Source organism: Alteromonas sp. R7, assembly GCF_055755235.1.
On sequence record NZ_JBVTQX010000011.1, the window covers coordinates 114,344 to 135,825 of the forward strand.

A 21,482-nucleotide genomic window follows, 5' to 3' on the forward strand; every position below is an offset into this window, starting at 1 on the left:
ATTAACCCTCTGGATAGAAGTCACGAAGTGGAAAACGACGTGGTGCAATACCCGTCGCCCTGGCAAATGCGTTGGCTATCGCCGCTGCCGCCGCAGGCACTACCAACTCGCCTGCACCTCCCGGTGTTTCTCCGTTAGGCGGCATAAAGTGCACTTCAATATCCGGTGGCGTGTTACGCATTCGAGCAATTTCAAAATCGCCGTAACTGCTCTCGCGTATTGCGCCATTGTCGAGGTGTAAACTGGTGCGAATCATGTAGGTAATGGCATCGGTTGCCGCACCGATAACTTGCGCCTCTAGGCCGGTTGGATTCAATACTCGGTTCACATCCAGCGCAACAACAATCTTAGTGACTTTACATTCTTTCTCCGGATTTTTGAACGTTTGTAATTCAACAAGCACTGCGGCTCGAGACTTATACTCTTTATGTAACCCGAGGCCCTGGGCACGTCCTTTTTTCATTCTCCTTCCCCACTTGCCCTCTCGAGAAACTTTCCGCAGAACAGCTTTGGAGCGCTCATCATCAAGCATTTGTAATCTGAACTGGCATTCGTCCTTGTTCATTGCGCGTGCCAATTCGTCAACAACTATCTCGTTTGCGACGGCAGCTGTGCCGGAGTAGATGCCGCGCCAAGAGGAGGTTGGCACAACGAATTTTTTTTCGTTTAGCAGCAAGGAAGTTACACCAAACTTATATTGCACTAGTTGCGTTGAGTGCCAGACTGTCTGGCTGAAAGCAGCGGGAGCTAATTCTCCTCCCAATGCAGTAATACCCTCGCCAAAGCCATGTTCGAGATCCAATTCAGCGGTCGCAGCTCGATGGTCAAACGACAACACTTTTTTGCCAAATAAAAAACCTCTAGTGTAAGTCGCTTTTACGTTATGCAAGCTGAGCGGTCGTGCGCGGCCAAACTTTGTGTCGTCCTGTCGGGTAAACATAAGTTTGATGGGGCGGTTTACAATTTGTGAAATACGCGCGCCTTCAACTGCTGCATCAAAAAATAAGCGACGACCAAATGAGCCGCCGCTCTGAATTACATTCACCTCAACGTCAGTGGGTAAGACTCCAAGTTCACGCGCAATTTTGGCTTGTGCTGCAAGTGGCGTCTTGGCGCCAGTCCATACCCTGATCTTTGAGCCGGTTGCATCGGCAACTGCTGTCATGGTTTCCATAGGGGCATGCGCTAGATAAGGAAAGATGAACTCGCCGCCAACCGAATCGGTAGCCAGAGGAATTTTAGGTAAGGTTGGCAGGTTTATCGCACGTAACTGCTCAATGACCTCGGCGTCAGATAGATGTTCGGCAGCACCCTCACTCCATGTAATATTAAGTGCATCACGCGCCCGAAATGCTTCGCCAAAGGAACGCGCAACAACGGCCACGCCAGAGGAATTTGCATCAACATCCAACGGAACTTCTTTGATGGCAAGGACACCGGGCAGGCCTATTGCCTCAGAATCGTCATACGTGATCACGCAACCACCTAAGCTGGGTGGCCTAGCGACAACAGTGGGCATCGCGTCTGGTATGTCGAGATCCATCGCGAAATCTAGTTTGCCGGTAACAATATCGCGCGCGTCAGCGCGCTTTTGCGGCGTACCGATAATTTTGTATTGTGACGGATCTTTAGGCTTTGCCAGTCGAGCTGCATCGTTGCGTCCCTCAACACCTGCGGTGAGCTCAGAGTAAGCAATGCGGCTGCCATCGTTACCAACTGCAAAGCCATTTTCTGTACTAATTTCGTTCACAGAAATCCCGAAATGCACTGCGGCTGACAATTTTATCTTATGTAACAGCGCTGCCGCGACCTTGCGCAACGGGTCCCAAAGAGAGGTTACCGCGTGAGAGCCTCCTGTTATTTGACCAGTCGCTCGTCTGATCTCTGCCGGAGATAAGGTCGCATCAATTGAGGACATTTCAACGTCCAGCTCTTCAGCAAGAATCATCATTGCAGCAGTTAATATACCTTGCCCTACTTCCATTCTTGGAAGCTCAAAACGGACACGGTTATCACTCGTTATCTTAATTAAATAATCGTAGTAGAAAGGGTCACCGGAGATAAGCAACAGATCTGTTAAATCCAGTTCATCTGCAAGTTCCGGTATTCCTAACAACCGGGCGTTGGCATCCTGAGGACGTATAGCACCGCTTGTTATATGTAACGCAACAGCAAAACTCGACCCCTTAAGCATGTAACCAATAAACTTTCTTCGTCCGGTGTTTTCCAACTCGACAATGTGTTCGTCATCACTACCGGATTGATCATGTTTCTGTGAGGAGGTAATCGTCTCTATTTGTTCTGCATGGTTGCTTTTTGTCATAAATTCTCCGTTTCAGGTCAAGACCTTCAATCGTTAACTTAAGCTTAAGAAAATTCGTTTATTTAACGTAGGTATTTGCAGATTGCTAAATAAATGTTAATGAGATGCTAACATTGCGTGCACTTTATTAAGCATTAATAATAATTAATACTAAAGTAGGGGGATCCCCTTATTGTAATAGCGACTTTACTCACTGTGAACGCGATTTTCTTGATCAAAAGGGCAGAAGCTCACCACGGCCCGTGCTGGCTAATGGATAACTATCCGCCAGGGCATTGCTGGCTGCCATCAACGAGCCATCGCTGATTAAGGACGGAGCGTAAGAAACATCAACGCCATAGGCTAGGTACAATGGCAGCCGTATTTGATTCTGGTAGGTTTTCCTAATAGGTGTTTTGAAGAAAATATGAAATGAGTTTTCGCCAAGGTAATTCAGTGAACTGAACTGTGATCCTAAAATTCGAAATGAGATTTGTGGAAGTTCTTGCCTCAACATATTGTATGCTCAAGCTCTCGCATGTTTTGCAACTTATGCATCAAAGTCAAAACCATCGTTGGATGGTGTAGTCGTCAAAGCTTGAGGTTTATGCGGGTTCGAAAACCTGCTGGGCTCGACAAGTATTGGCGGTAATCGGAGAGTCTAATTTGTCTAAATGCATTATTAATTTGTTGATGTCCGCTTGACTGAACGGTCATCAGCAGTAATACAAGGGGCTATAGCCTCAGATCACTTATTATCACTTTTTACGTTTTTATGAATGTTTTCCATATAGGAATCTGAGACCAGGACCGAAGTTCAAGGAAATTTTCTGAATATCCGCTCCTTGCCAACAGCCGTCCCTTAAAACTAAAGCATCCACAAAAAAACTAACCCCTCAACCTCTAATCACCACTAATAGAAAGCCAAAAAAAACGCCTCTACACACGGAGAGGCGCAAAATTCTAACGTATCAAATTTTAGTGACTGGAAGCTGATACGTTAGCTTAAAAAGGGTGGTTAGAAGGGAAGGGGGGCACCAAAGCGTTTTTCAAACGCGATAGAATCAACTACCCAGTACTCGCTCACAATCTTATTCTCTTTAAACGTAAGCATGGTTGCTAAGGGCAGGCGCACGCGTATTAGGCCGTTATCAGTCTTCAGGTCTGCATCTATTCGCCATCTAACTAGCGCGTTACTTTCATCAGTTATTACTTGTTCCAACTGGCAGTAGCGGCGGTGTAACTTTCCCTCAAGTTGAGTCAGCCAAGACGAGACAGAAGGGGAACCTTCTTTGTTTAACACTTGGCTATTTACGCTAATATGGGTAGCGTCACTGTATAGTTCTTTGATGCCAGCCGTGTCGAAGCCTTGCCACACTTGCCACCATTGCGACAGTAGCGCCTTGCTCTTATCGCTAGTGTTACTTGCAACCACATCGTTAATGCCCGCATGGGTTGTCTTAAGATGAAGTTGAGGGTCAAATTCGCTCAGCTGTAATGGGTCTGGCTCGGGCCAAAAAGGTAGCGACATCGAGTTGTCATAGCCAGGGGCTTCTTTTGTATTGTAGTGTGCCGCAAGTGAAGCACTGTCTACCCATTGAAGCAATTGCTTGATAGCGCCATTGCGATGTTCGCATTGTGCAATAAAGTATGTGGTGGTCGATGCTGATGAAAGACAAAATACACCTGCTTCAACATCACCACTTTGCACCTTCGCGCATAATTCAACGGTCTCAAAATGCGTTGTAATATCAAGCCAATTAGCCATTAAACCCCGTTGCTGAATTGGCCCGTAGTGCAGTCTTTCTCCTAAAAGCCAGCGGCTTGAATGAAGCAAGGCAGCGGTAAGTGTTTGTGTGTCTTGTTTTTCTAGCAACTGCTGAATTGTGCTTAACATGCTTATGCCTCCGTCGCTTGTGGTAGTTTGCGCATAAGGTTTGCCAACGCTGCTACTTCGTCAAACACCGTAAACTCCTTGGCTATTACACCGTCTTCAATCTCAAAATGAGTTGCACCTAAAATGTAATGGGGTTGCTGATTAAACTGCGCATATTTGCTTTGTGTAGCATTGTAATGACCTGCCAGTCCCCACCTAAGCGCAATGTTCACGCGATTGTCGTCGTAATGGGTAACGCAAATGTGATCTACTACCATGTTGGCGTCTGGGCAACTGGCCAAGTACTTAATGAACATGCCGCCAATAGCTGCATTGCCAGTGGCTTGGCGTCCGCCCGGCCACTGCACTGACGCATTAGGTTTATAAAAGTCAGAGAGCTTATTGAACATGCGCTTATTGAAGATTTGGTCGGCCCATGATTTGGCAAAGTCGCCCCACGGCTTGTCTTGTTCTGGCAATGCTTCCCAGCGCGATGCCTCGTTAGCACATGTTCGTGCGTACTCTTCATTTAGCCATTGGGTAAACGTACTTGAAACAGGAAACTTGGCTTGAAACGCTGCAGCATCGTCTAGCTCAATACCAAGCTGAGCGATAAGAAAGCTATTGTCTCGCATTAGCCATTCGTAAAAAATCTTATTGTCTCTGCACATGCAGTCTGCAATGGTGGTTACACGCCCGGTTTTGCCTGTTGGCGCGCCAAATTCAGAGGGGCCTTTATTGGTCATAATACTGGTGATACGGTGCGACGAATAATACACATCGTTGGCTTCTTCACGGTAAATAACGTCTTCACCTATAAGCGACCTGTCAGGGAAGGCGGCAATGGTTTTTAACGTGTTTTGAACCACCACATCAACACTGTCGGCATAACCGCCAAGCGTATGTACCGGGCAGTAGTCAGCATAATAATCGTAGCAAGCGCCAATGTTTTTCTGCTCCCAAATACGATGGGTAATGCGCAAAATATAGTCTGCTAAGTCGACAAACTCTTCATCGAAACCCGCTAAGGTTTGCGTTTTACTTCGTGCAGGGTCCAGCATGTCATGCAGAGGCTGCCAATACACCGTTTTTGCTATGGATGTTTCGCTCATAGAATCTCCCTCAAAAGCGCTGAGTTTGGCTTTTAAAACATAAATTGAATTGAAAATAAGAACACGAGTGTGAGTAAGAAGAACCCAAACAATATGTAGTTGATTGGGTCTACACGGCCGGGTACGCGATACCATCCTTGCTCTTTCTCATCGAGACCTTCGCGCGCGAAGTGTTGCTGCTGCCCTTTAATGGTATAAGCGTTGTATTCAGTTTGAACGCCATCGATAAGGCGACTAGCAATCATAGACACCACAATGTTGGCACTTGCACCTATGATGCAGTACCAAGGCCACGCGATATCTGTATTTAAGGCCACTAAAGTCACAACAATAAAGCCGCTCAATGTGCCAATGATCAGGCCATTTTCGGTTGTTTGCTTAGAGAAGAACCCTAAGAAGAACATGCCCATTTGCGCACCTACAAAATAGGAGCCTACTTTAGACAAAATTTCTAAAATTGAGCCTTCGCTGAATAGGTGGTAGCCAATTGCTGGAAAAATAATAAGTACAGCGAAAAACAAGGTAAAAATACGTGAAGCCTTAAGGTAATGGGCGTCCGACGCGTCTTTCTTGAAGTATTTGATGTAGAAATCGATAGTCGCCACTGTCGATAGCGAGTTAAATGAGGAGTCTAGGCTAGACATGGAAGCGGCCATAACCGCGGCTGCAATAATGCCCATTAAACCCGGCAAGCCGTAATCGGTTGCGAACTGCAAAATGATTGTGTTGCTGTTTTCGAAGGTTTTGCCTTGATAAAAGTCGTAGAACAACACGCCAAGTACAATGAAGAAGAAGTAGATGAAGAACGCGCAGAAACCCATTAATAAATAAGATTTTTTGGCGTCACCAATATTCTTGGCAGCCAGCGTTCGCTGCACCATCATTTGGTTGGTGCCGTAAACGGTGATGTGGTACAGCGTCATAGCAATAATGCCGCTCCACACTGTAGTTTCTTCAGTAAAGTCGAAATCCCAATTAAGTGGGTTCAATTTACCCTGAGCTTTAAGCTCGCTCATTGATGAAGATAGCGTAGTGTCGCCACTTTCAAGCAGGGCGTACATAATAATGCCCGCGCCCACAAATAAGATCACTGACTGAATAACGTCAGTCCAAATTACGGCAGTAATGCCGCCCATCATGGTGTAGATAAGCGCTATGGCAGTAACTATAACGATAGACCACACTACAGGTACGCCAGTAATGAACGACAACACAAGAGAGGTAGCATAAAGAATAGCTGCTGAGCTCATGATTTGGCTTAGCATAAAAATGCTGGATACCATGGCGCGGGCACGCTTGCCGAAACGCCGTTCTTGGTAATCGTAAATGGACGCGACACCCGCGTTATAGAAGAATGGGAAAAAGAATATGATTACAGCCATGATGACGAGAGGGTAGTTCAAATGAAGTGCTATAACGGATAACCCCTCTGAATAAGCCCAGGCTGGTGCCCCAAGAAATGTCATGGCGCTAACGTAAGTGGCAATAACCGAAATGCCTATTGCCCACCACGGAGTTTGTTTTTGACCGAGATAAAAATCGTCGGAATTTTTTATATTTTTACCAATCACCAAACCTAGCAACAGGTTCGCAATGATGTACCCGCCTAAGATAGACCAGTTTAAAACGCCAAAATTTTCAGTCATATTCTTTACTCTGCCTGCTTAATAAGCGCGCTTTCTATTTACAATAATATTCAACCTAATACATAATGACTTCGAAGTCATTAATTATTTCAGGCCAGTATTAACAATTTTTTAAACAAAGAGGCGTAAGTCATGAGTTTTAATAGCGAAAAAGCCGTTGTCAGATCCTATCAAGCCGCTTTTGACAAAGGTGAGGCAAGTGATGTTAAAGGCGTAGTGAAATCGTATGTTGATGAAAATGCAAAGATTTATGCCTGCTATCCGTTTGATAAATGTTCGACTCCAGCAGAATTAGTGAAAGAGTTGTGGGAGCCGTTAAAACAGAGTTTTACGCGTATGAAGCGCCGTGAGGACGTATTCATGGCGGGAGATAACAGCGCCGGCGAAGGCAAGTGGGTTATGTCGATGGGTCACTTTGCTGGACTGTTCGACAAGCCATTTCTTCGCATAAGAAGTACGGGGAAACTGGCTTTTTTAAGGTATGCCGAGTTTTTTGAAGTACGCGAAAATAAGATAGTTAGTCACGCTATTTTCTTCGACTTAATTGCACTAATGCAACAAGTTGGGCTTAACCCTTTGCCCGTAGAAACAGGCCATACGTTTGTTTATCCAGGGCCATGTGATCACAACGGTTTATTGTTTGAAGAGCAAGATCCTAAGGAGTCTAAAAAGACCATTGAGCTGGTTGAGGAAATGGTAAAAGACCTAGATTCTTTAAACAAATCGGGTAACGACAACTGTCCTCCAGAGCTTCTCGCCAAATGCTGGAGTGAAGATATGGTGTGGTATGGCCCAGCGGGAATAGGGGCTACATACACCATCGAGCGTTACCAGCAGCAACATCAATTTCCTTTTCGTAAAGGTTTGAAAGATAAAGTGTTTAATGGTCATGTGGCGCGCTTCAGTGAAGGCAGTTTTGCCTGTTTCTTTGGCTGGCCGAACCTATCGAATACGGCTGGGGGAGGCTTGTTCGGCATGCCTGCTTCGGGTATACGTGCCGACATGCGAGTGGTCGATGTGTACTATCGCAAAGGGGATAAATTACTGGAAAACTGGGTGTTGATGGATGTTCCATATTGGTTAAAACAGCAAGGATTAGATATCTTGTCGCGCACTACCACCTACAGTTAAGCTAACAATACTAAAGGCTTTATACCTGAAATAGGTGTACTGACTGACGTCATTTTCCCTCAAAGCTACCTAGCAAAACGTCCGTTTTTGCTAGGTGGGCTTTCTGATAAGCCAAGCTATCTCAAGTGCACTTTCTTACCTTTTTTCACTAATGCTTAACTCATGCATCAGCATTCGGTTTCTATCCATTCGAGTGCCATTTTTCTATGCAGATCCTACCAGTCATTTTTGACTTGAAGTCTATATTTATACTTCGAAATCTTATTTTTACTGTCATTGTTAAAGCTCATTGTTTACAAATAAAGCCTTTTATTACATGATCTTATTTGTTCTCAATGTATTTAAACAAAAAATTAAAATTCATGAATTAACAATCTTTGAACATTTTTATTGACTTCGAAGTAAATTGAGTTGTATGTTTGTTTAGACCAAGAATTAAACAACCTAGTATGATGTTGTCACAGGCAGGGTCATCAAAGGCTTGATAAACGCAGGGCACTAACAGGTTACTGCAGATAAGGTTTTATTAATCCGGGAACTATCACGATGAAGCAAGACCAACGAAAGTACCATACAACATACCTCTCCCGCGCTATTCAAAGTGCACTTCTAATCAGCGTTAGTTTTTGCGCTAGCGCCCAACAAGAAACCCCTGACAGCGAAGCTAAAGCAGCGGGTGTTGAACGTATTGAAGTAACAGCAAACCGACAATCTCAAGATTTGCAGGAAGTGTCGTCTTCTGTGAGTGCGTTAGGTGCAGATGATATTTTGCGTAACGGCATTGAAAATATTAGCGGTCTTGAAAACGTTGTTCCCGGATTAAGAATAGGCAGCTCGGGTGGTGAAGTTCGTCCCGCTATGCGTGGTGCTCGTACCAACGAAGTCGGCGTGGCCGGTACAGGTATTGCTGAACAAGTTGTTGGTATTTTCCAGGATGGTATTTATGTGCCAACGACCACCGGTGGCTTAGGGGCTTACGTTGATATTGAGCGCATTGAAGTACTGCGCGGGCCGCAGGGAACATTGTATGGAAGAAATACATTTGCAGGTAGTATCAACGTTATTTCAAAGCAGCCTGAACTTGGCTATACCAGTGGTTCTGTGAAACTTACTCATGGTAGCTATGACCGTTCGGCCTATGAAGCTATTTTAAACCTGCCGCTTAGTGATAAGGCCGCTACGCGCTTTGTCATGAGTCACGACCGTCATGACGGCATGATCGAAAACCATTTCTTGCCGGGCTCGTCAGACGATTTACGCGAGAAAAACCAATTCTACTTACGTAACACGACTAAATACGAATTCTCAGACGATGTTACTGCATTGCTTCGCCTCGATTATAGTAAGAAAGACGCAAACTCAGAAGCAATTTGGGGTTATCAACAAATTGCGGGATATCAAATTTCTGAAACCTCACCGGGGTCGGGCGTTTACAACCCTATTGCTACGGTAACACCTGGCCACATTTATCAGCCAGCTGATGCAGAGCGAGATGATGAAGGCCCTTACGATGTATACAGAAATGCGGTGTCTTTTGATAACCAAGAAGCGTGGTCGGCAACCTTGACCCTCGACTGGGCGATGGACTGGGCAAACGCAAAGTGGACCACCAATTATTCTGAACTGTCAGGCGAGCAATTCTACGATAACGACTACAGCGATGGTGGCTTAGACTTTGTTGGGGGCTTTGGACGTCAGGACGATCAAAAAGCGTTTTCTACCGAACTACAGTTGTCATCTGTTGAAAGCGATAGCCCGTTTTCTTGGATAGCAGGCGTTTATTTGTTCTCGCAAGAAGCGGATTGGGAATGGCTGTGGCGTGAGGATACAACCGGTAACGGTGAGCCAGATTCTATTACGGTTCCTTCGTGGGGAAATCCAAATCACGACCCGCATGAAGTCGACTCTGTAGCCGTATTTGGCCAAGCTCGTTATCAACTTAACGACAGCAACCGCTTGTTGGTTGGCCTTCGCTACAACAAAGACGAAAAGACATTTACAGGCGATTCAATTCCCGATTGGGACGACTCAGCGGTATTGTGGAAATTAGCTTACGAGCTAGATGTTGCAAAAGACATGATGGTGTATGCCAGTGCAGCAACAGGTTATCGTACTGGTGGTGCTAACGACGCGAGGGTGGTAGCGCGTGGTGCCGATCCGCTATACGACAATGAAGAAGTTATTTCTTACGAAATTGGCCTGAAGAGCTTTTTATTCGATAACACCGTTCGGTTTAACGTTTCTGCTTTTGCAAACCAATACGATGACGTGAAAGCGCAGCTGTTTGCAGTATCGTGTAACGACACAACAACTGACTTAACCGTGGCACAGTGCGTTTCTACTGGCGTTAGTACAACCTTTGAATACTATGAAAACGGTGGTCAGGTTGACACCTACGGGTTAGAAGCTGATTTGGAATGGCGCCCACTAAGCGAGTTAACGTTAAATGCAACCTTGGCGCTTCTTAACGCCGAGTTCGCTGACGACTTTGCTGTAGGTAATTCTCAACTTCAGCCATTACTTGGGTTAGGCAATGTTGATGGCCGTCAGGATATAAACGATCCAAATAGCCAGTTTAGCTTTGCGGGTTACTCTCCAGCTATGTCACCAGATTATACGCTGGGCCTAAGCGCAAGGTATGAGTACTCATTGCCAAATGGCGGTTACTTAACGCCTTATCTTCATGTGAACTTTGTTGACGATCACTACGCGTTTGATATCAATATTCCTGAAACAAAAGTAGATGCTCACGCCATGGTAACGGCTCGCATTTCTTGGGAAGTAAATGAAAACTTAAACGTCGATTTCTTTGCAAATAACCTGACGGATGAAGAAGTGCTTACTCGTGCAGTGGTTCAGTCTCAAGTGCTTAATGGGCTGCCTATCAACTCCATTCAGGCAAACTGGAATAACCCGCGTACATATGGCGTAAGCTTACAGTACAAGTTCGACTAACACGTGTAGCGCAGTGCGCTATTTTAAACGCTGAACAAACTGGGCAATCACTAGGGTGATGAGCCCAGTTTTGGTTCTTAGCGCTAAATCTCTACTTTACGCTCTGTTTCAAAACCCTAATTACGCATTCTTTAAACAGAGCTTTTAATATGCAGTACTCAACACTTTTTTTGGGAGATATGAGATGAAAGGTTCACGTCCAGAACAAGGCATTCTTACAAAAGACAACGACTTGTCAAAAACGCAGGAAACCATTGATACCATAGACGCTATGGTCGATGGATTAAATGATCATGATATCGACAATATGGGCCGTTTCTTCAGCGAGAACTTTCGCTGGATGGGCAATGCAGGTTGCGGTTTCAAACAAGGGTTAAGAGAGTTTCAAGACAACTGGCAGCGACCGTTTCAGGCTGCGTTTTCTGATAAAGTTTGTATAGATGAAGCTCGCGTCACACAAGGTGAGTGGTGCGCTGCGTTTGGTCGCCAAGAAGCGGTTCACACTGGAACCTTTATGGGAATAGAGCCTACCGGTAAAAGAGTTGAAATTCGCTATATGGATTTTTGGAAAGTGGTAGACGGTAAAATTGTAGATAACTGGGTTAACGTTGACTTCCCCTACATTATGCAGCAGCTAGGTGTAGATCCGTTCAACGGGCACGGGTGGGAAAACCGTGACTCAGGGAAAATGCCAGTGCAAAACGGCGAATAGAAATGTATACCAAACAAGCCGGAACATCGAAGCCACCGGCTTGTTTGATTTTATTACTAGAACTGGTACTTAACGCTCACCGTATAGTTGGTCGGTGAGCCCGGCATGGTCCAAAGCTGATGGTATGAGTTCTCAAAATAATCTCTGTCGAACAGATTATTCACGTCAAATCTCATAGAAAGCGCATCGCTGATATTCACTGACCCTGCTAAGTTCACAAGGGTATAAGACGGCAAAATGAATGTTGGATCGGTGGTTTGTCCTAAGCGATCGCCCACGTAACGCATGGTCACACCAAAGAACGCTTCTTTTTCAAATACGCTGGTGAAATGGTTAAGCGAGATATACCCCGAATGCTTGGCAATATTGATTAAGCGCGACCCTTTTGGAATAGGCACGCCCCAATCCAAGTTATTGACTTCGTTAGCGGTTTTAGCATCTATGTATGCGTATGCCATATCAAGGCGAATGTCTGAAGTAAGGTCAGTGGTTAACTGAAATTCTACCCCTTGGCTTTCAACTTCACCGAGCGTAGCTGAAAAGCCAGTGTTAGGTTCAGCGGTAAGCATGTTGGTCTTTTCAGCATCGAAAATAGCGACGCTACCAGAAAACATATCAGCAATGTTTTCCCATTTAGCTCCTACCTCAAAAGAGGTGGTCTCTTCAGGGTCAAACGCGTTGCGGTCAGAGTCAAGTCCGGGGTTGGGTCTGAAACCTTCTGCATAACTAGTGTAAAGGCTTACAGAATCATTGATTTCATACACGAAACCAAAGCGTGGCGTCACTTCCGTTTGGTCTTGTTCTTGCCCTTCATTGCTTAATTTATTGAGAATGTCTTGCTCGAATTGGTCCACGCGAACGCCAACTAAAAGCTTGGTTGCTTCGCTAAGTTCTATAACATCTTGTGCGTAGAAACCTAACCCTTTTTGCTTTTCAGCCGTGAGTGTAGTGGGCGTAACGTCAGGTCTGAAAATAGTATAGTCTGGATTTTCAGGATCGATGCTATAAGTGGTATCACCCGCACCCCACGCAGTGCGCCAACGACGATAGTCTGTATCGATGTGGTAGTTGTAATAGTCCAAACCAAACAAGACGTTATTTACGAAGCCTGCCACGTCTACCACGCCACTTAATTCAAAGCGTAGTGATAAGTCTTGCGCTTGATAGTCACGGGTTCTGCGTTGCCTTGAAAGTATAGATGGGTCGGTATACAAAAGCTGACGGCCTTCTGACAGTTCAGTATCTGAAGACTGCCCTTCAAAAGAAGAGTCTCTGTAGGCGAAGCCACTGAGTAAATGCCAGTTGTGATTCAACTCGTGATTTAACACTAGCTGATGTCCGAAGGCTTTAACTTCATGGGCTCCGTCTCTAACATCACCATAAAAGTCTTCGGCATCTACGGCGTCAAAGTCGTTATTTAATATGAACACACCGCGATCAAGCGGCTTTTCCTGATCCAATATTTCCATCTGGTAGCTTAAGCTGGTGTGATCAGAAATGTTCCAAATGAATGAAGGGTTAAGGTTCAAATTCTTGAAAAATACGTTATCGCGATAAGTATCAGAGTCTTCGTATGAACCGTTAACGCGATACGCCATGTCTGAATTAATGCCGTTCGTGTAATCGAACTCTACTTGTTTTTTATCAAAATTACCTACGGTACCCTGGATGTAGCCTTGCTCTTCGAACTGAGGTTTTTTGGTAATAACGTTAATGGTACCGCCAGGTTCACCTTGACCATATAAGGCTGATCCCGGACCCTTCATTACTTCTATAGTTTGAACGTTAACCGTGCTTCTATTACCGCTATAGCCACGCACGTTGAAGCCGTTTATTAAATAACCCGATGGGTTATTTTCATCGCCAGAAAAACCTCGAATCGCAAAGCTATCGAACATGCCGCCAGAGTTGTTTTGTCTAACAATGGTGGGCGCAAAATCTAGCGCATCGATGAAGCGCGTGATCCCTTCATTCGCTAAGGTATCAGCAGTAATTCGGTCGATTGCTTGTGGGGTGTCGATTAGCGGTACATTACCACGGTATGGCTGAAAGTGTCTTTTTACCTCAATGTGTTCAAGTTCATCATGAGCACCTTGAAGGGAGCTTTCATCACTTTGCGCAGCGGCGCTTACTGATAATGCAACTAAAGAAAATATAAACGGTGTTTTAAGGTCAAGCATAAGCAAGGTATTACGTGTCTTTGGCAGGTTTTGTAGAGGTCGCGAATGTTATGTTATCTCGTTTCTTTTAGCAAGGAAGGTAAGCAGACAATAAGGTGAGATTGATAATTATTGCGGGCTGCTACAGATACATACAGTCTGTTTATATTGATAAATAGAAATGTGCAGAGCTGTAAGTAAACATAAACTTACTGGTCTAAACTCACCTGCGCAGCGTTTTCCTCGGTCTGCTAATGCTATACACTTCGCGTTTTTATTACTCTTGCCTGCAGACTGAACCTTAATTTTTAACTAGGACACTGAATGCGTCACACAATCCTATCTTTGCTCTTTTGTACTTTACCTTTTACCGCCATGGCCGCTGAAAGTGTTGATTCATCAAACGTTAACTCTGGCGTGAACCGCAGCGAAAAAGGCGTAGAAAAAATTACGATTGAAGGGGCGGCGACGGCGAACAACAAGCCGGTAGGGACGTTTAATTCACCTATATCTAACTTAGAGTACGATCCGCGAGTCGATTTGCAATCAAGGAACATGGCAGAAGCGCAGGCTGACGTGACTATTCGCGGCGGTATATTCGAAAACACGGGTTTTCGCATAGGAAGCGCAACGCTGATCGACCCGCAAACGGGGCACTATTTCGCCGAGATTCCTATTGCGCCAGAAATGTTGACGAAGCCGAGTATTTTCACGGGCGTCGATAATGCGCTTTACGGCGTAAATAGCTCTGTAGGTACGGTGTCTTATGGCTGGCGTCCCATCCAAACAGCAGGCAGTGTGTCAGTGGGAGTAGGTAATAACAACTTCAATTTGCAGCGTGTACACGGTGCAGTAAAGTACGCACTTAGTGATTTACCCGGTTGGTCTGTTGGGGTTGAAGGGGAGTATTCTCGCTCGGAAAGTGATGGCTCTATTGCTAATGGCGATCATAATTTCGAACGCGCGTCAGGGCGTATTCGGCTGGCAAGTAAAGATTCACAAACCGACGTGTTTTATGGCTTTCAGCAAAAGTTTTTTGGCTGGCCTAACTTGTACACGCCTTTTAATGTAAACGAGACAGAAGACATTCAAACCCGTTTGGTCATGCTAAATCACAAACAGCGCTACGGCGAAGAGAGCATGAAAAACACCTTTGAAGTTTCTGCTTACTACAGAGAAAATGACGACCATTACGTATACTCACGTGAAAATCCTGAAGCGTTTCAGGCGTTTCACGAAACCAAAGTGAAGTCATTGGCGTTTTCCGGTACTCATCATGTATCGCAAGAATTTGGTATCAACTACGCAGCACAGTTTACTGCAGACGACATCACATCAACCACGCTAGAGAACAATTTCACCTCTCGCGACTACTACAAAATAAGCCTAGTGCCCGAGTATCGAACTCAGTTGAACAGCAATGAATCGCTTACCGTTCGTTTAGGTGCGGCGTTTGACGATACAAATCGCGACGACGACCGACTGTCTTTTGTGGGCGATATTAGTTGGCTTACCCAAACAGGGGGCAATGCCTCGCGTACACTCTATCTTTCGTATGCAGAGGCGACGCAGGTGGCTGGCTACACTGCTGTAGGCGGCAGCACCACAAGGGGTCTGTTTAGAAGTAACAACCAGTTACAGCGAGAAGTCAGCAAAAACTTAGAGTTTGGGGCGTCATTTGATAAAACGTCTTTCAAAGTTGATACCGCTGTATTCTATCGCTGGGATAACGAGCTGACAGATTGGACATATAGCTTCGACGCTACTTCAGCACGCAGTGCAAACCCCGTTGATATCGAAACCCTGGGTGTTGAGGTAATTGCCATTAAACGCTTTGATAGCGCAGATGTAGTTGCCAGCTATACCTATTTAGATAAGTCTGAAGACTACCGAATTGACGAGGTAGACGCGAGCTTTTACGCGCTTAACTATCCGCCGCATCGCGCAACCCTAGGGGTAGTGTGGTTTGCAACTGATACGATTGAAATTCGCGTGGATAATGAATGGAGAAAACAAGAAAACAATGCCCTTAGAAAAGGGAGTGACTCTGCATTCTTTTCTCATGTCGCCCTCACGTATTCACCGGCGCAGATTGAAGGGTTAAATCTGGTGTTGGCAGTCGATAATTTGTGGGATGAACGCTTTGAAGAAATCCCCGGGACACCGGGCCGTGGCGATCAATATTCTGCCACCGTAACCTATTTTTGGTAAGGACGGCGCAATGATAGCTAATTCTCCTCATACCTTGGACGATTTTGCTGGACGTTGGACGCTGACGCGCAAAATCATCCAGCGAAATGGCGATGTGTTCGCCTTTATGGGCGAGGCTGAATTTAGCTGGCTGGAAGGCAGTGAGCACGAAGAAAGTCGCGCGTTAGCGTATTTTGAAAATGGTGAGGTTACTGCGCCAAACGGCCACGTAATGCCTGCCGAGCGTCGCTATTTCTGGCAGCAGCTTCAAACGGGTTTATTTGAGGTGTTATTCGACGATAAGCGCTATTTTCACTCATTTAGCGCTACTAACCCAAACGCTGAGCACTTATGTGGTGACGATAACTATGTGGTGCGTTATGACTTCAGTACGTGGCCTGTATGGCGCTCAACATGGAAGGCCATTGGACCTCGCAAAGACTACACCATGATAAGTAAGTATAGCCCTGCGTAGTGGACGCTCTCTTAAGGCTTAGGGGCGTTCCTGTTTTTTGGAGTATTGATGAGACATCCAAAGCGCTAAAGCGATGATGGCGCCGCCAAGAAACAACCGAGAGAAGTCTGTGTCTTTTTGCCAAAGCAGTAAATTAACCACAAGACCTGCTGGAATAAGCGCGTTATTCATAATGGCTAACGTACCACCAGACACTTTTAGTGCACCTTGATTCCAAAAATAATACCCAAGCCCTGACGCCACAATACCCAACCATAGCAACACGCCCCATTGTTCAGGGTTTTGTGGCAGCTGACTCGTGTTGCCGAATAGGGAGAACGCAGGTAGAGCAACGGCCAATGCACCTAAATAAAACCACGCGAATACGTTGTGATAGGGCATTTGGGTTTCAAACGTTGAAGTCAGCTTTTTATAACCCACTTGTCCCAAAGCAAAACAAAGGTTAGCACCTTGAACAATAGCAAAACCAAACCAGAAATTTTCACTAACACCATTGAAGCGAATTATTGCTGCACCTGCGGTGGCGATAAGTGCACACAATAAATAAAACGGGGTAAACCGCTTAAACAGGGCGTCATTTAAAATGGCTACATAAAGCGGCGTGAATATGGTGAAAAGTAGCACTTCTGGTACAGTTAAAAACAAAAACGCGTGGTAAAAGAAGATGTACATCAACCCTAACTGCACAGCGCCTAAGCTTGCCAGAATCGCTTTTAGTTTAGTGCTCAATAGAGCCGGCTTTAGAAAAGGAAGGAAAACTACGGTGGCGAGCACGATCCGTGTTAACACTGCAAAATAACTATCGACCGAACCTGCCAAGAACTCGCCTATGAGCGAAAAGGAAAATGCCCATAGGACAGTAACGGCTATTAAATAAATCACACGCTGCACTTCTTTGAAAGATTAACCGCGCCGTAAAATAGGTTATCGCCGCTTTTATATCAACAGTTAGCTTCTTCATTGCCGATAATTTTAGTGAATAGAAGGATGCCCGGAGTTTATTATTCCAACGGTGTTCTCATTACCTTTTCTTCTGCCATACCTTCACCCTGTTAACATAAACCTAGCCCCTCTCAATACGTGTTTCAGACGTATTTCTTATCACGGGAGCTTCGCAATCGTTAGGAATAGTGCAGCCATGACTTTCTTGAGAAAGAGAATGGCCTATTAATGTTGGATACAGCCACGCACCAAAGCAAGCGCCAAATATTGGTGCAAAAATAGGAATAATGAAGTACGGGATATCCTTTGCACCGGAAAGTGAATACTCCCATCCTGCGAAATAGGTAAAGAGTCGCGGTCCAAAATCCCTTGCGGGATTCATAGCAAATCCGGTCAATGGCCCTAAAGAAGCGCCGATAACGGCGATTAGAAGACCCACGAGGAGTGGATTCATAGCTCCTCGCGGAGCGCCGTTTTTTTCGTCCCCTAACGCCAATATTGCGAACATTAAAACTGCTGTGATAACGAATTCAACACTGAAGGCACCCCAGAATGAAAGTGCTTCGTGAGGATACGTTGCGAAAATGCCCGCAGTAGCGAGTGCCCCTATGCTTTCTCTTGATAGGTTGTGCGCAAGTTCATAGTCAACAAAAAGTTGATAATATAGGCTGTAGATAAGAGCTGCAGAACAAAATGCTCCCAAAAACTGGGACGCTATGTAGGGCGCGACTTTGTGTTTTTCAAAACCGTGGAACATTGCGAGTGCTATGGTCACCGCGGGGTTGATGTGGGCACCCGAAACGCCAGCAGTACAATAGATGGCAATGGACACGCCCACGCCCCAAAGAATACTCATTTCCCACTGGCCGAAGGAAGCACCTGTTAATACCAATGCTGCCACTGCGCCAACGCCGAAGAATATTAGAATGCCTGTGCCTACAAATTCAGCAATACACTGCCGGACAAGTGTTGGTTCCGAGAGAGGTAACATATGATTTCCTTTTTATTATAACCCGTACAGTGCATGAGTAGAAAAAAGAGGACAAAGTTACGTGCTAGCAAATGTAGGCGAATACCGCTTCTAATGAGCGCGATTATATCATTACGCTAAATAACTCATTTGTCGTAAGTCGTTTTTCTAAACTGCTTCCAATGTACAATTAAGAGAAAATCATCATAAAACGAACATAAACGAACTGCAAATGATCAAAATCGAATATTAGTGGCTTTTTGTATATGTTATTGCGTAAAGGTAGGGGCGTATAAATACACTTCTTAGTGGAGTATAGATATCTCCGAATTACCATTGTTGCTTTTGGCGTCGCAATCACCTTTTAACTCACCCGCCTCTTCAACTAATGCCGTCATGGCATCAATAATATCTAGGAAACTCGACAGTTGTTCTGGCGTTAGGCCGTTAGATAAGTGCTCGATCTTATTAATAAGCTGTTTAGTAGGTAAGCGCATAGCGTCAAAATCTCGTTGTTTACGTGTTTAAATTTCGTTTCTTTTAAATGTCTTTCAAGTTGCTTGCCAAGATGCGAATTATTGCGTTCAAAAACCTTGTTAATAGATGGCAATTTATGTCGCTGCGCAATGTTAGGTGACAGATGACTCATCAACGGATTCTTATTGCTTCAATGCGCGTCCAGTGTCATTGTAGAAATTCAGTTTTTTTACCCGTTATAAAAAAAGGATGAAGGCAATGACAGATACAAAAAGAAGACAATTTTTAGCAACCGCAGGAGCGCTAGCTTCACTATCTGCATTGCCGGCTTCTGCACAGGCAAACCCCCGTGCTAGCGCTGAGTTACCACCTATCCTTCACATGGTTTACTTCTGGCTAAAAGACCCAGCGTCGACAGAAGATAAGCAAAAGCTTATTGACGGTTTACAATCGTTGCGCGCCATTCCACAGGTTCACTCGCTCCACATTGGCGTGCCTGCGAATACACTCAAGCGGGATGTTATCGATAATTCCTTTGACGTCTCTGAGCTTATGTTTTTTGAAAGCGTTGAAGCACAAGATGAGTATCAGCTTCATCCTATCCATAAAAAATTCATAGAAGACTGCGCTCACTTATGGCGCGAGGTAGTGGTACGCGATTCCATATCGGTTTAACTATCCGTAATTCCCAAAATAATATATCTGTCGATGTTATACGGAGTCTTTAAGCGTGCTGAAACAAGCCCTTAGTTTCGCGATTTAAAATGCGTGATATGATGTCAGTAAAGACATGATAAACAACAATTTGAGCGCTTTAAGAAGGACCAAGAAAATGCCACATATACGCGCAAGAGGTATTCAGCAAACTGTATTAGAGAAAGTCGCAGTGGATATTGTTGAGCAGTTTGCGAAGCTCACTGATACCCCCAACGATCACTTCACGGTAGAGCATATTGCGAGTCAGTTTGTTGCGGCTGGTGGAGCCTCATCAGGCTATCCTTTCATAGAAGTGTTGTGGTTTGATCGCGGGCAAGATTCCAAAACTGCGGTAGCTAACCTTATCGATGAAGCGCTTCGTCCGTTCGTAGGAAAACATACGGACATTACCGTACTTTTTGAAGACCTAAACGGCAAAGATTATTACGAGAATCGCGAGCACTTTTAGGGCGTGTGCTCAATACTTAACGTGTTGAGCAAAGGCCTCTGGTAGCAGGTTGAACGAAATAATACGCTTTAAATTGTTCAAGTCTTATTATCAGTGTCGCCCGAGACAAATATTGACAGAGACAGACATGAACAACGTTAAAATTATAGGTGCCGGCATGACGAAGTTTGTTAAGCCAGGTAGCCAGTTACCCTATCGCATTATGGCTTCGAATGCCGTGGAATCAGCCCTTAAAGATGCAGATATTGATAAAAAGCATATTCAGCAAGTTTTCGCATCTTATATCTATGGTGACAGCACCTGTGGCCAACACGCTTTTTACGACGTGGCACAGCTTGGCGTGCCAGTTGTCAATGTAAATAATAATTGTGCAAGTGGAGCCAGTGCTATTTATCTTGCCCGACAAGCAATTCTTTCCGGAGAGGTCGACTGCGCTGTAGCTTTTGGTTTTGAGGAGATGCAGCCGGGAGCTTTGGGCAGTCATTGGCAGGACAGAGAAAGTCCGTTTGACCGTTTCACGCCTGTTTATGATGAGTTTGATGTGCCTCCAGCTCCTATCGCGTTGAGAGCGTTCGGTTCAGCTGGCAAGCACTACATGGAAAAATTCGGTGTAAGCCCAAACCTTTTTGCTGAAGTTTCGGTTAAGTCTCGACAGCACGCTATCAACAACCCTTTTTCTTTGTTTACTTCTCCACTTAGCGTGCAAGAAGTGCTAACAGACAAGGTGATTTTCGATAGCTATTTAACGCGAACAATGGCTTGTCCACCTACCTGTGGCGCTGCAGCAGTTGTGTTGTGTAGTGAAATATTTACCAAGAAACACGGCATAACAAATGCGGTGTCTATTCTTGGACAAGGAATGGCTACGGACACTATTGATTCTTGGCGTGACCCCATTTCAGCGGTGGGGAGTGAGATGACAAAAATAGCATCTCACAAGGCATACGAGGCTGCAGCGGTCTCTCCAAACGATATAGATGTAATAGAGCTGCACGATTGCTTCACAACGAATGAGATTATCACTTATGAAGCACTTGGGTTGTGCCTTGAAGGTGAAGCTGAAAAGCTCGTCATTGACCGAGACAATACCTATGGTGGTAAATACGTTGTTGGACCGTCAGGTGGTTTGATGTCAAAAGGCCATCCCATCGGGGCGACGGGTATAGCGCAGTGTGTTGAACTATCGTGGCATTTAACTAACAGAGCAGGGCAGAGACAGGTAGAAAATGCAAAGCTTGCTCTGGCGCATAACATAGGTCTGGGGGGCGCGGCGGTAGTGACTATCCTTGGCGCCGACTAGCTTACAATACATGCCCAGCAGCAAAATGTAGCCGAACCGTGTTTGGGCTAGACGGGCTCGTTGAGCTAAA

16 protein-coding genes are annotated in these 21,482 nt (G+C 45.2%); 8 read left to right on the forward strand and 8 right to left on the reverse strand.

All coding sequences use genetic code 11. The features are described 5' to 3' along the window. Position 1: 1 nt before the first annotated feature. From AC0J2X_RS16835 to AC0J2X_RS16850, 4 genes are all read right to left on the reverse strand, one after another. A complete protein-coding gene (locus AC0J2X_RS16835; RefSeq protein ID WP_069944897.1) occupies positions 2-2,323 on the reverse strand; it encodes a molybdopterin cofactor-binding domain-containing protein in 2,322 nt (773 codons plus the stop codon). 997 nt (positions 2,324-3,320) lie between these two features. Then, positions 3,321-4,199 carry a nuclear transport factor 2 family protein gene (locus tag AC0J2X_RS16840; RefSeq protein ID WP_069944896.1) on the reverse strand — a complete coding sequence of 293 codons (879 nt, stop codon included), beginning with the start codon at positions 4,197-4,199 and terminating at the stop codon, positions 3,321-3,323. A gap of 2 nt (positions 4,200-4,201) precedes the next feature. Then, complete coding sequence (locus AC0J2X_RS16845) at positions 4,202-5,290, reverse strand: nuclear transport factor 2 family protein (RefSeq protein WP_039226041.1); 1,089 nt, start codon at positions 5,288-5,290, stop codon at positions 4,202-4,204. A gap of 32 nt (positions 5,291-5,322) precedes the next feature. Next, positions 5,323-6,936, reverse strand: coding sequence for a sodium:solute symporter family protein (locus AC0J2X_RS16850; protein ID WP_014950641.1), 1,614 nt, complete (start codon positions 6,934-6,936; stop codon positions 5,323-5,325). A 132-nt stretch (positions 6,937-7,068) separates the two neighbouring features. Between AC0J2X_RS16850 and AC0J2X_RS16855 the strand changes: the two genes are divergently transcribed. The 3 genes from AC0J2X_RS16855 to AC0J2X_RS16865 all read left to right on the forward strand — a co-directional run bounded on the left by AC0J2X_RS16855 (position 7,069) and on the right by AC0J2X_RS16865 (position 11,734). Further along, positions 7,069-8,067, forward strand: a complete 999-nt coding sequence (locus tag AC0J2X_RS16855; RefSeq protein ID WP_069944895.1) for an ester cyclase — start codon at positions 7,069-7,071, stop codon at positions 8,065-8,067. 546 nt (positions 8,068-8,613) lie between these two features. Continuing rightward, the gene (locus tag AC0J2X_RS16860) at positions 8,614-11,022 is read left to right on the forward strand and encodes a TonB-dependent receptor (RefSeq protein WP_014950639.1); all 2,409 of its coding nucleotides are present in this window, start codon (positions 8,614-8,616) and stop codon (positions 11,020-11,022) included. Between the two features lie 184 nt (positions 11,023-11,206). Next, complete coding sequence (locus tag AC0J2X_RS16865; protein WP_069944894.1) at positions 11,207-11,734, forward strand: ester cyclase; 528 nt, start codon at positions 11,207-11,209, stop codon at positions 11,732-11,734. A 56-nt stretch (positions 11,735-11,790) separates the two neighbouring features. Here AC0J2X_RS16865 and AC0J2X_RS16870 read toward each other — a convergent pair whose 3' ends face one another. Further along, the gene (locus AC0J2X_RS16870) at positions 11,791-13,914 is read right to left on the reverse strand and encodes a TonB-dependent siderophore receptor (protein WP_069944893.1); all 2,124 of its coding nucleotides are present in this window, start codon (positions 13,912-13,914) and stop codon (positions 11,791-11,793) included. Between the two features lie 303 nt (positions 13,915-14,217). On the opposite strand from AC0J2X_RS16870, the gene AC0J2X_RS16875 reads away from it, so the two are divergent. Together AC0J2X_RS16875 and AC0J2X_RS16880 are read left to right on the forward strand one after the other, a co-directional pair. Further along, positions 14,218-16,104: a TonB-dependent receptor plug domain-containing protein gene (locus AC0J2X_RS16875; protein WP_069944892.1), complete on the forward strand. Its 1,887-nt coding sequence runs from the start codon at positions 14,218-14,220 to the stop codon at positions 16,102-16,104. Between the two features lie 10 nt (positions 16,105-16,114). Next, complete coding sequence (locus tag AC0J2X_RS16880; protein ID WP_069944891.1) at positions 16,115-16,558, forward strand: DUF6314 family protein; 444 nt, start codon at positions 16,115-16,117, stop codon at positions 16,556-16,558. An 18-nt stretch (positions 16,559-16,576) separates the two neighbouring features. On the opposite strand, the gene AC0J2X_RS16885 is transcribed toward AC0J2X_RS16880, so the two are convergent. From AC0J2X_RS16885 to AC0J2X_RS16895, 3 genes are all read right to left on the reverse strand, one after another. Beyond that, complete coding sequence (locus AC0J2X_RS16885; RefSeq protein WP_049588161.1) at positions 16,577-17,440, reverse strand: DMT family transporter; 864 nt, start codon at positions 17,438-17,440, stop codon at positions 16,577-16,579. Between the two features lie 181 nt (positions 17,441-17,621). After that, positions 17,622-18,491 (reverse strand): MIP/aquaporin family protein, encoded by an 870-nt coding sequence (locus tag AC0J2X_RS16890; RefSeq protein WP_049588165.1) that lies wholly within the window; start codon positions 18,489-18,491, stop codon positions 17,622-17,624. Between the two features lie 284 nt (positions 18,492-18,775). Next, positions 18,776-18,967, reverse strand: a complete 192-nt coding sequence (locus tag AC0J2X_RS16895; protein WP_014977344.1) for a hypothetical protein — start codon at positions 18,965-18,967, stop codon at positions 18,776-18,778. A 238-nt stretch (positions 18,968-19,205) separates the two neighbouring features. Between AC0J2X_RS16895 and AC0J2X_RS16900 the strand changes: the two genes are divergently transcribed. From AC0J2X_RS16900 to AC0J2X_RS16910, 3 genes are all read left to right on the forward strand, one after another. Then, positions 19,206-19,622 carry a Dabb family protein gene (locus AC0J2X_RS16900; RefSeq protein ID WP_014977343.1) on the forward strand — a complete coding sequence of 139 codons (417 nt, stop codon included), beginning with the start codon at positions 19,206-19,208 and terminating at the stop codon, positions 19,620-19,622. Positions 19,623-19,779: 157 nt separating this feature from the next. Further along, a complete protein-coding gene (locus AC0J2X_RS16905; RefSeq protein WP_014977342.1) occupies positions 19,780-20,112 on the forward strand; it encodes a DUF1904 family protein in 333 nt (110 codons plus the stop codon). Positions 20,113-20,239: 127 nt separating this feature from the next. Further along, a complete protein-coding gene (locus tag AC0J2X_RS16910) occupies positions 20,240-21,412 on the forward strand; it encodes a thiolase C-terminal domain-containing protein (RefSeq protein ID WP_069944890.1) in 1,173 nt (390 codons plus the stop codon). Positions 21,413-21,482: the final 70 nt, after the last annotated feature.

Bases quoted from the DNA above. Each gene is read 5' to 3' on its own strand.
- AC0J2X_RS16860 (WP_014950639.1), top strand. From the start codon at position 8,614: ATGAAGCAAGACCAACGAAAGTACCATACAACATACCTCTCCCGCGCT.
- AC0J2X_RS16835 (WP_069944897.1), bottom strand. From the start codon at position 2,323: ATGACAAAAAGCAACCATGCAGAACAAATAGAGACGATTACCTCCTCA.
- AC0J2X_RS16900 (WP_014977343.1), top strand. From the start codon at position 19,206: ATGACAGATACAAAAAGAAGACAATTTTTAGCAACCGCAGGAGCGCTA.
- AC0J2X_RS16855 (WP_069944895.1), top strand. From the start codon at position 7,069: ATGAGTTTTAATAGCGAAAAAGCCGTTGTCAGATCCTATCAAGCCGCT.
- AC0J2X_RS16875 (WP_069944892.1), top strand. From the start codon at position 14,218: ATGCGTCACACAATCCTATCTTTGCTCTTTTGTACTTTACCTTTTACC.
- AC0J2X_RS16880 (WP_069944891.1), top strand. From the start codon at position 16,115: ATGATAGCTAATTCTCCTCATACCTTGGACGATTTTGCTGGACGTTGG.
- AC0J2X_RS16870 (WP_069944893.1), bottom strand. From the start codon at position 13,914: ATGCTTGACCTTAAAACACCGTTTATATTTTCTTTAGTTGCATTATCA.
- AC0J2X_RS16905 (WP_014977342.1), top strand. From the start codon at position 19,780: ATGCCACATATACGCGCAAGAGGTATTCAGCAAACTGTATTAGAGAAA.
- AC0J2X_RS16865 (WP_069944894.1), top strand. From the start codon at position 11,207: ATGAAAGGTTCACGTCCAGAACAAGGCATTCTTACAAAAGACAACGAC.
- AC0J2X_RS16890 (WP_049588165.1), bottom strand. From the start codon at position 18,491: ATGTTACCTCTCTCGGAACCAACACTTGTCCGGCAGTGTATTGCTGAA.
- AC0J2X_RS16850 (WP_014950641.1), bottom strand. From the start codon at position 6,936: ATGACTGAAAATTTTGGCGTTTTAAACTGGTCTATCTTAGGCGGGTAC.
- AC0J2X_RS16910 (WP_069944890.1), top strand. From the start codon at position 20,240: ATGAACAACGTTAAAATTATAGGTGCCGGCATGACGAAGTTTGTTAAG.
- AC0J2X_RS16840 (WP_069944896.1), bottom strand. From the start codon at position 4,199: ATGTTAAGCACAATTCAGCAGTTGCTAGAAAAACAAGACACACAAACA.
- AC0J2X_RS16895 (WP_014977344.1), bottom strand. From the start codon at position 18,967: ATGCGCTTACCTACTAAACAGCTTATTAATAAGATCGAGCACTTATCT.
- AC0J2X_RS16845 (WP_039226041.1), bottom strand. From the start codon at position 5,290: ATGAGCGAAACATCCATAGCAAAAACGGTGTATTGGCAGCCTCTGCAT.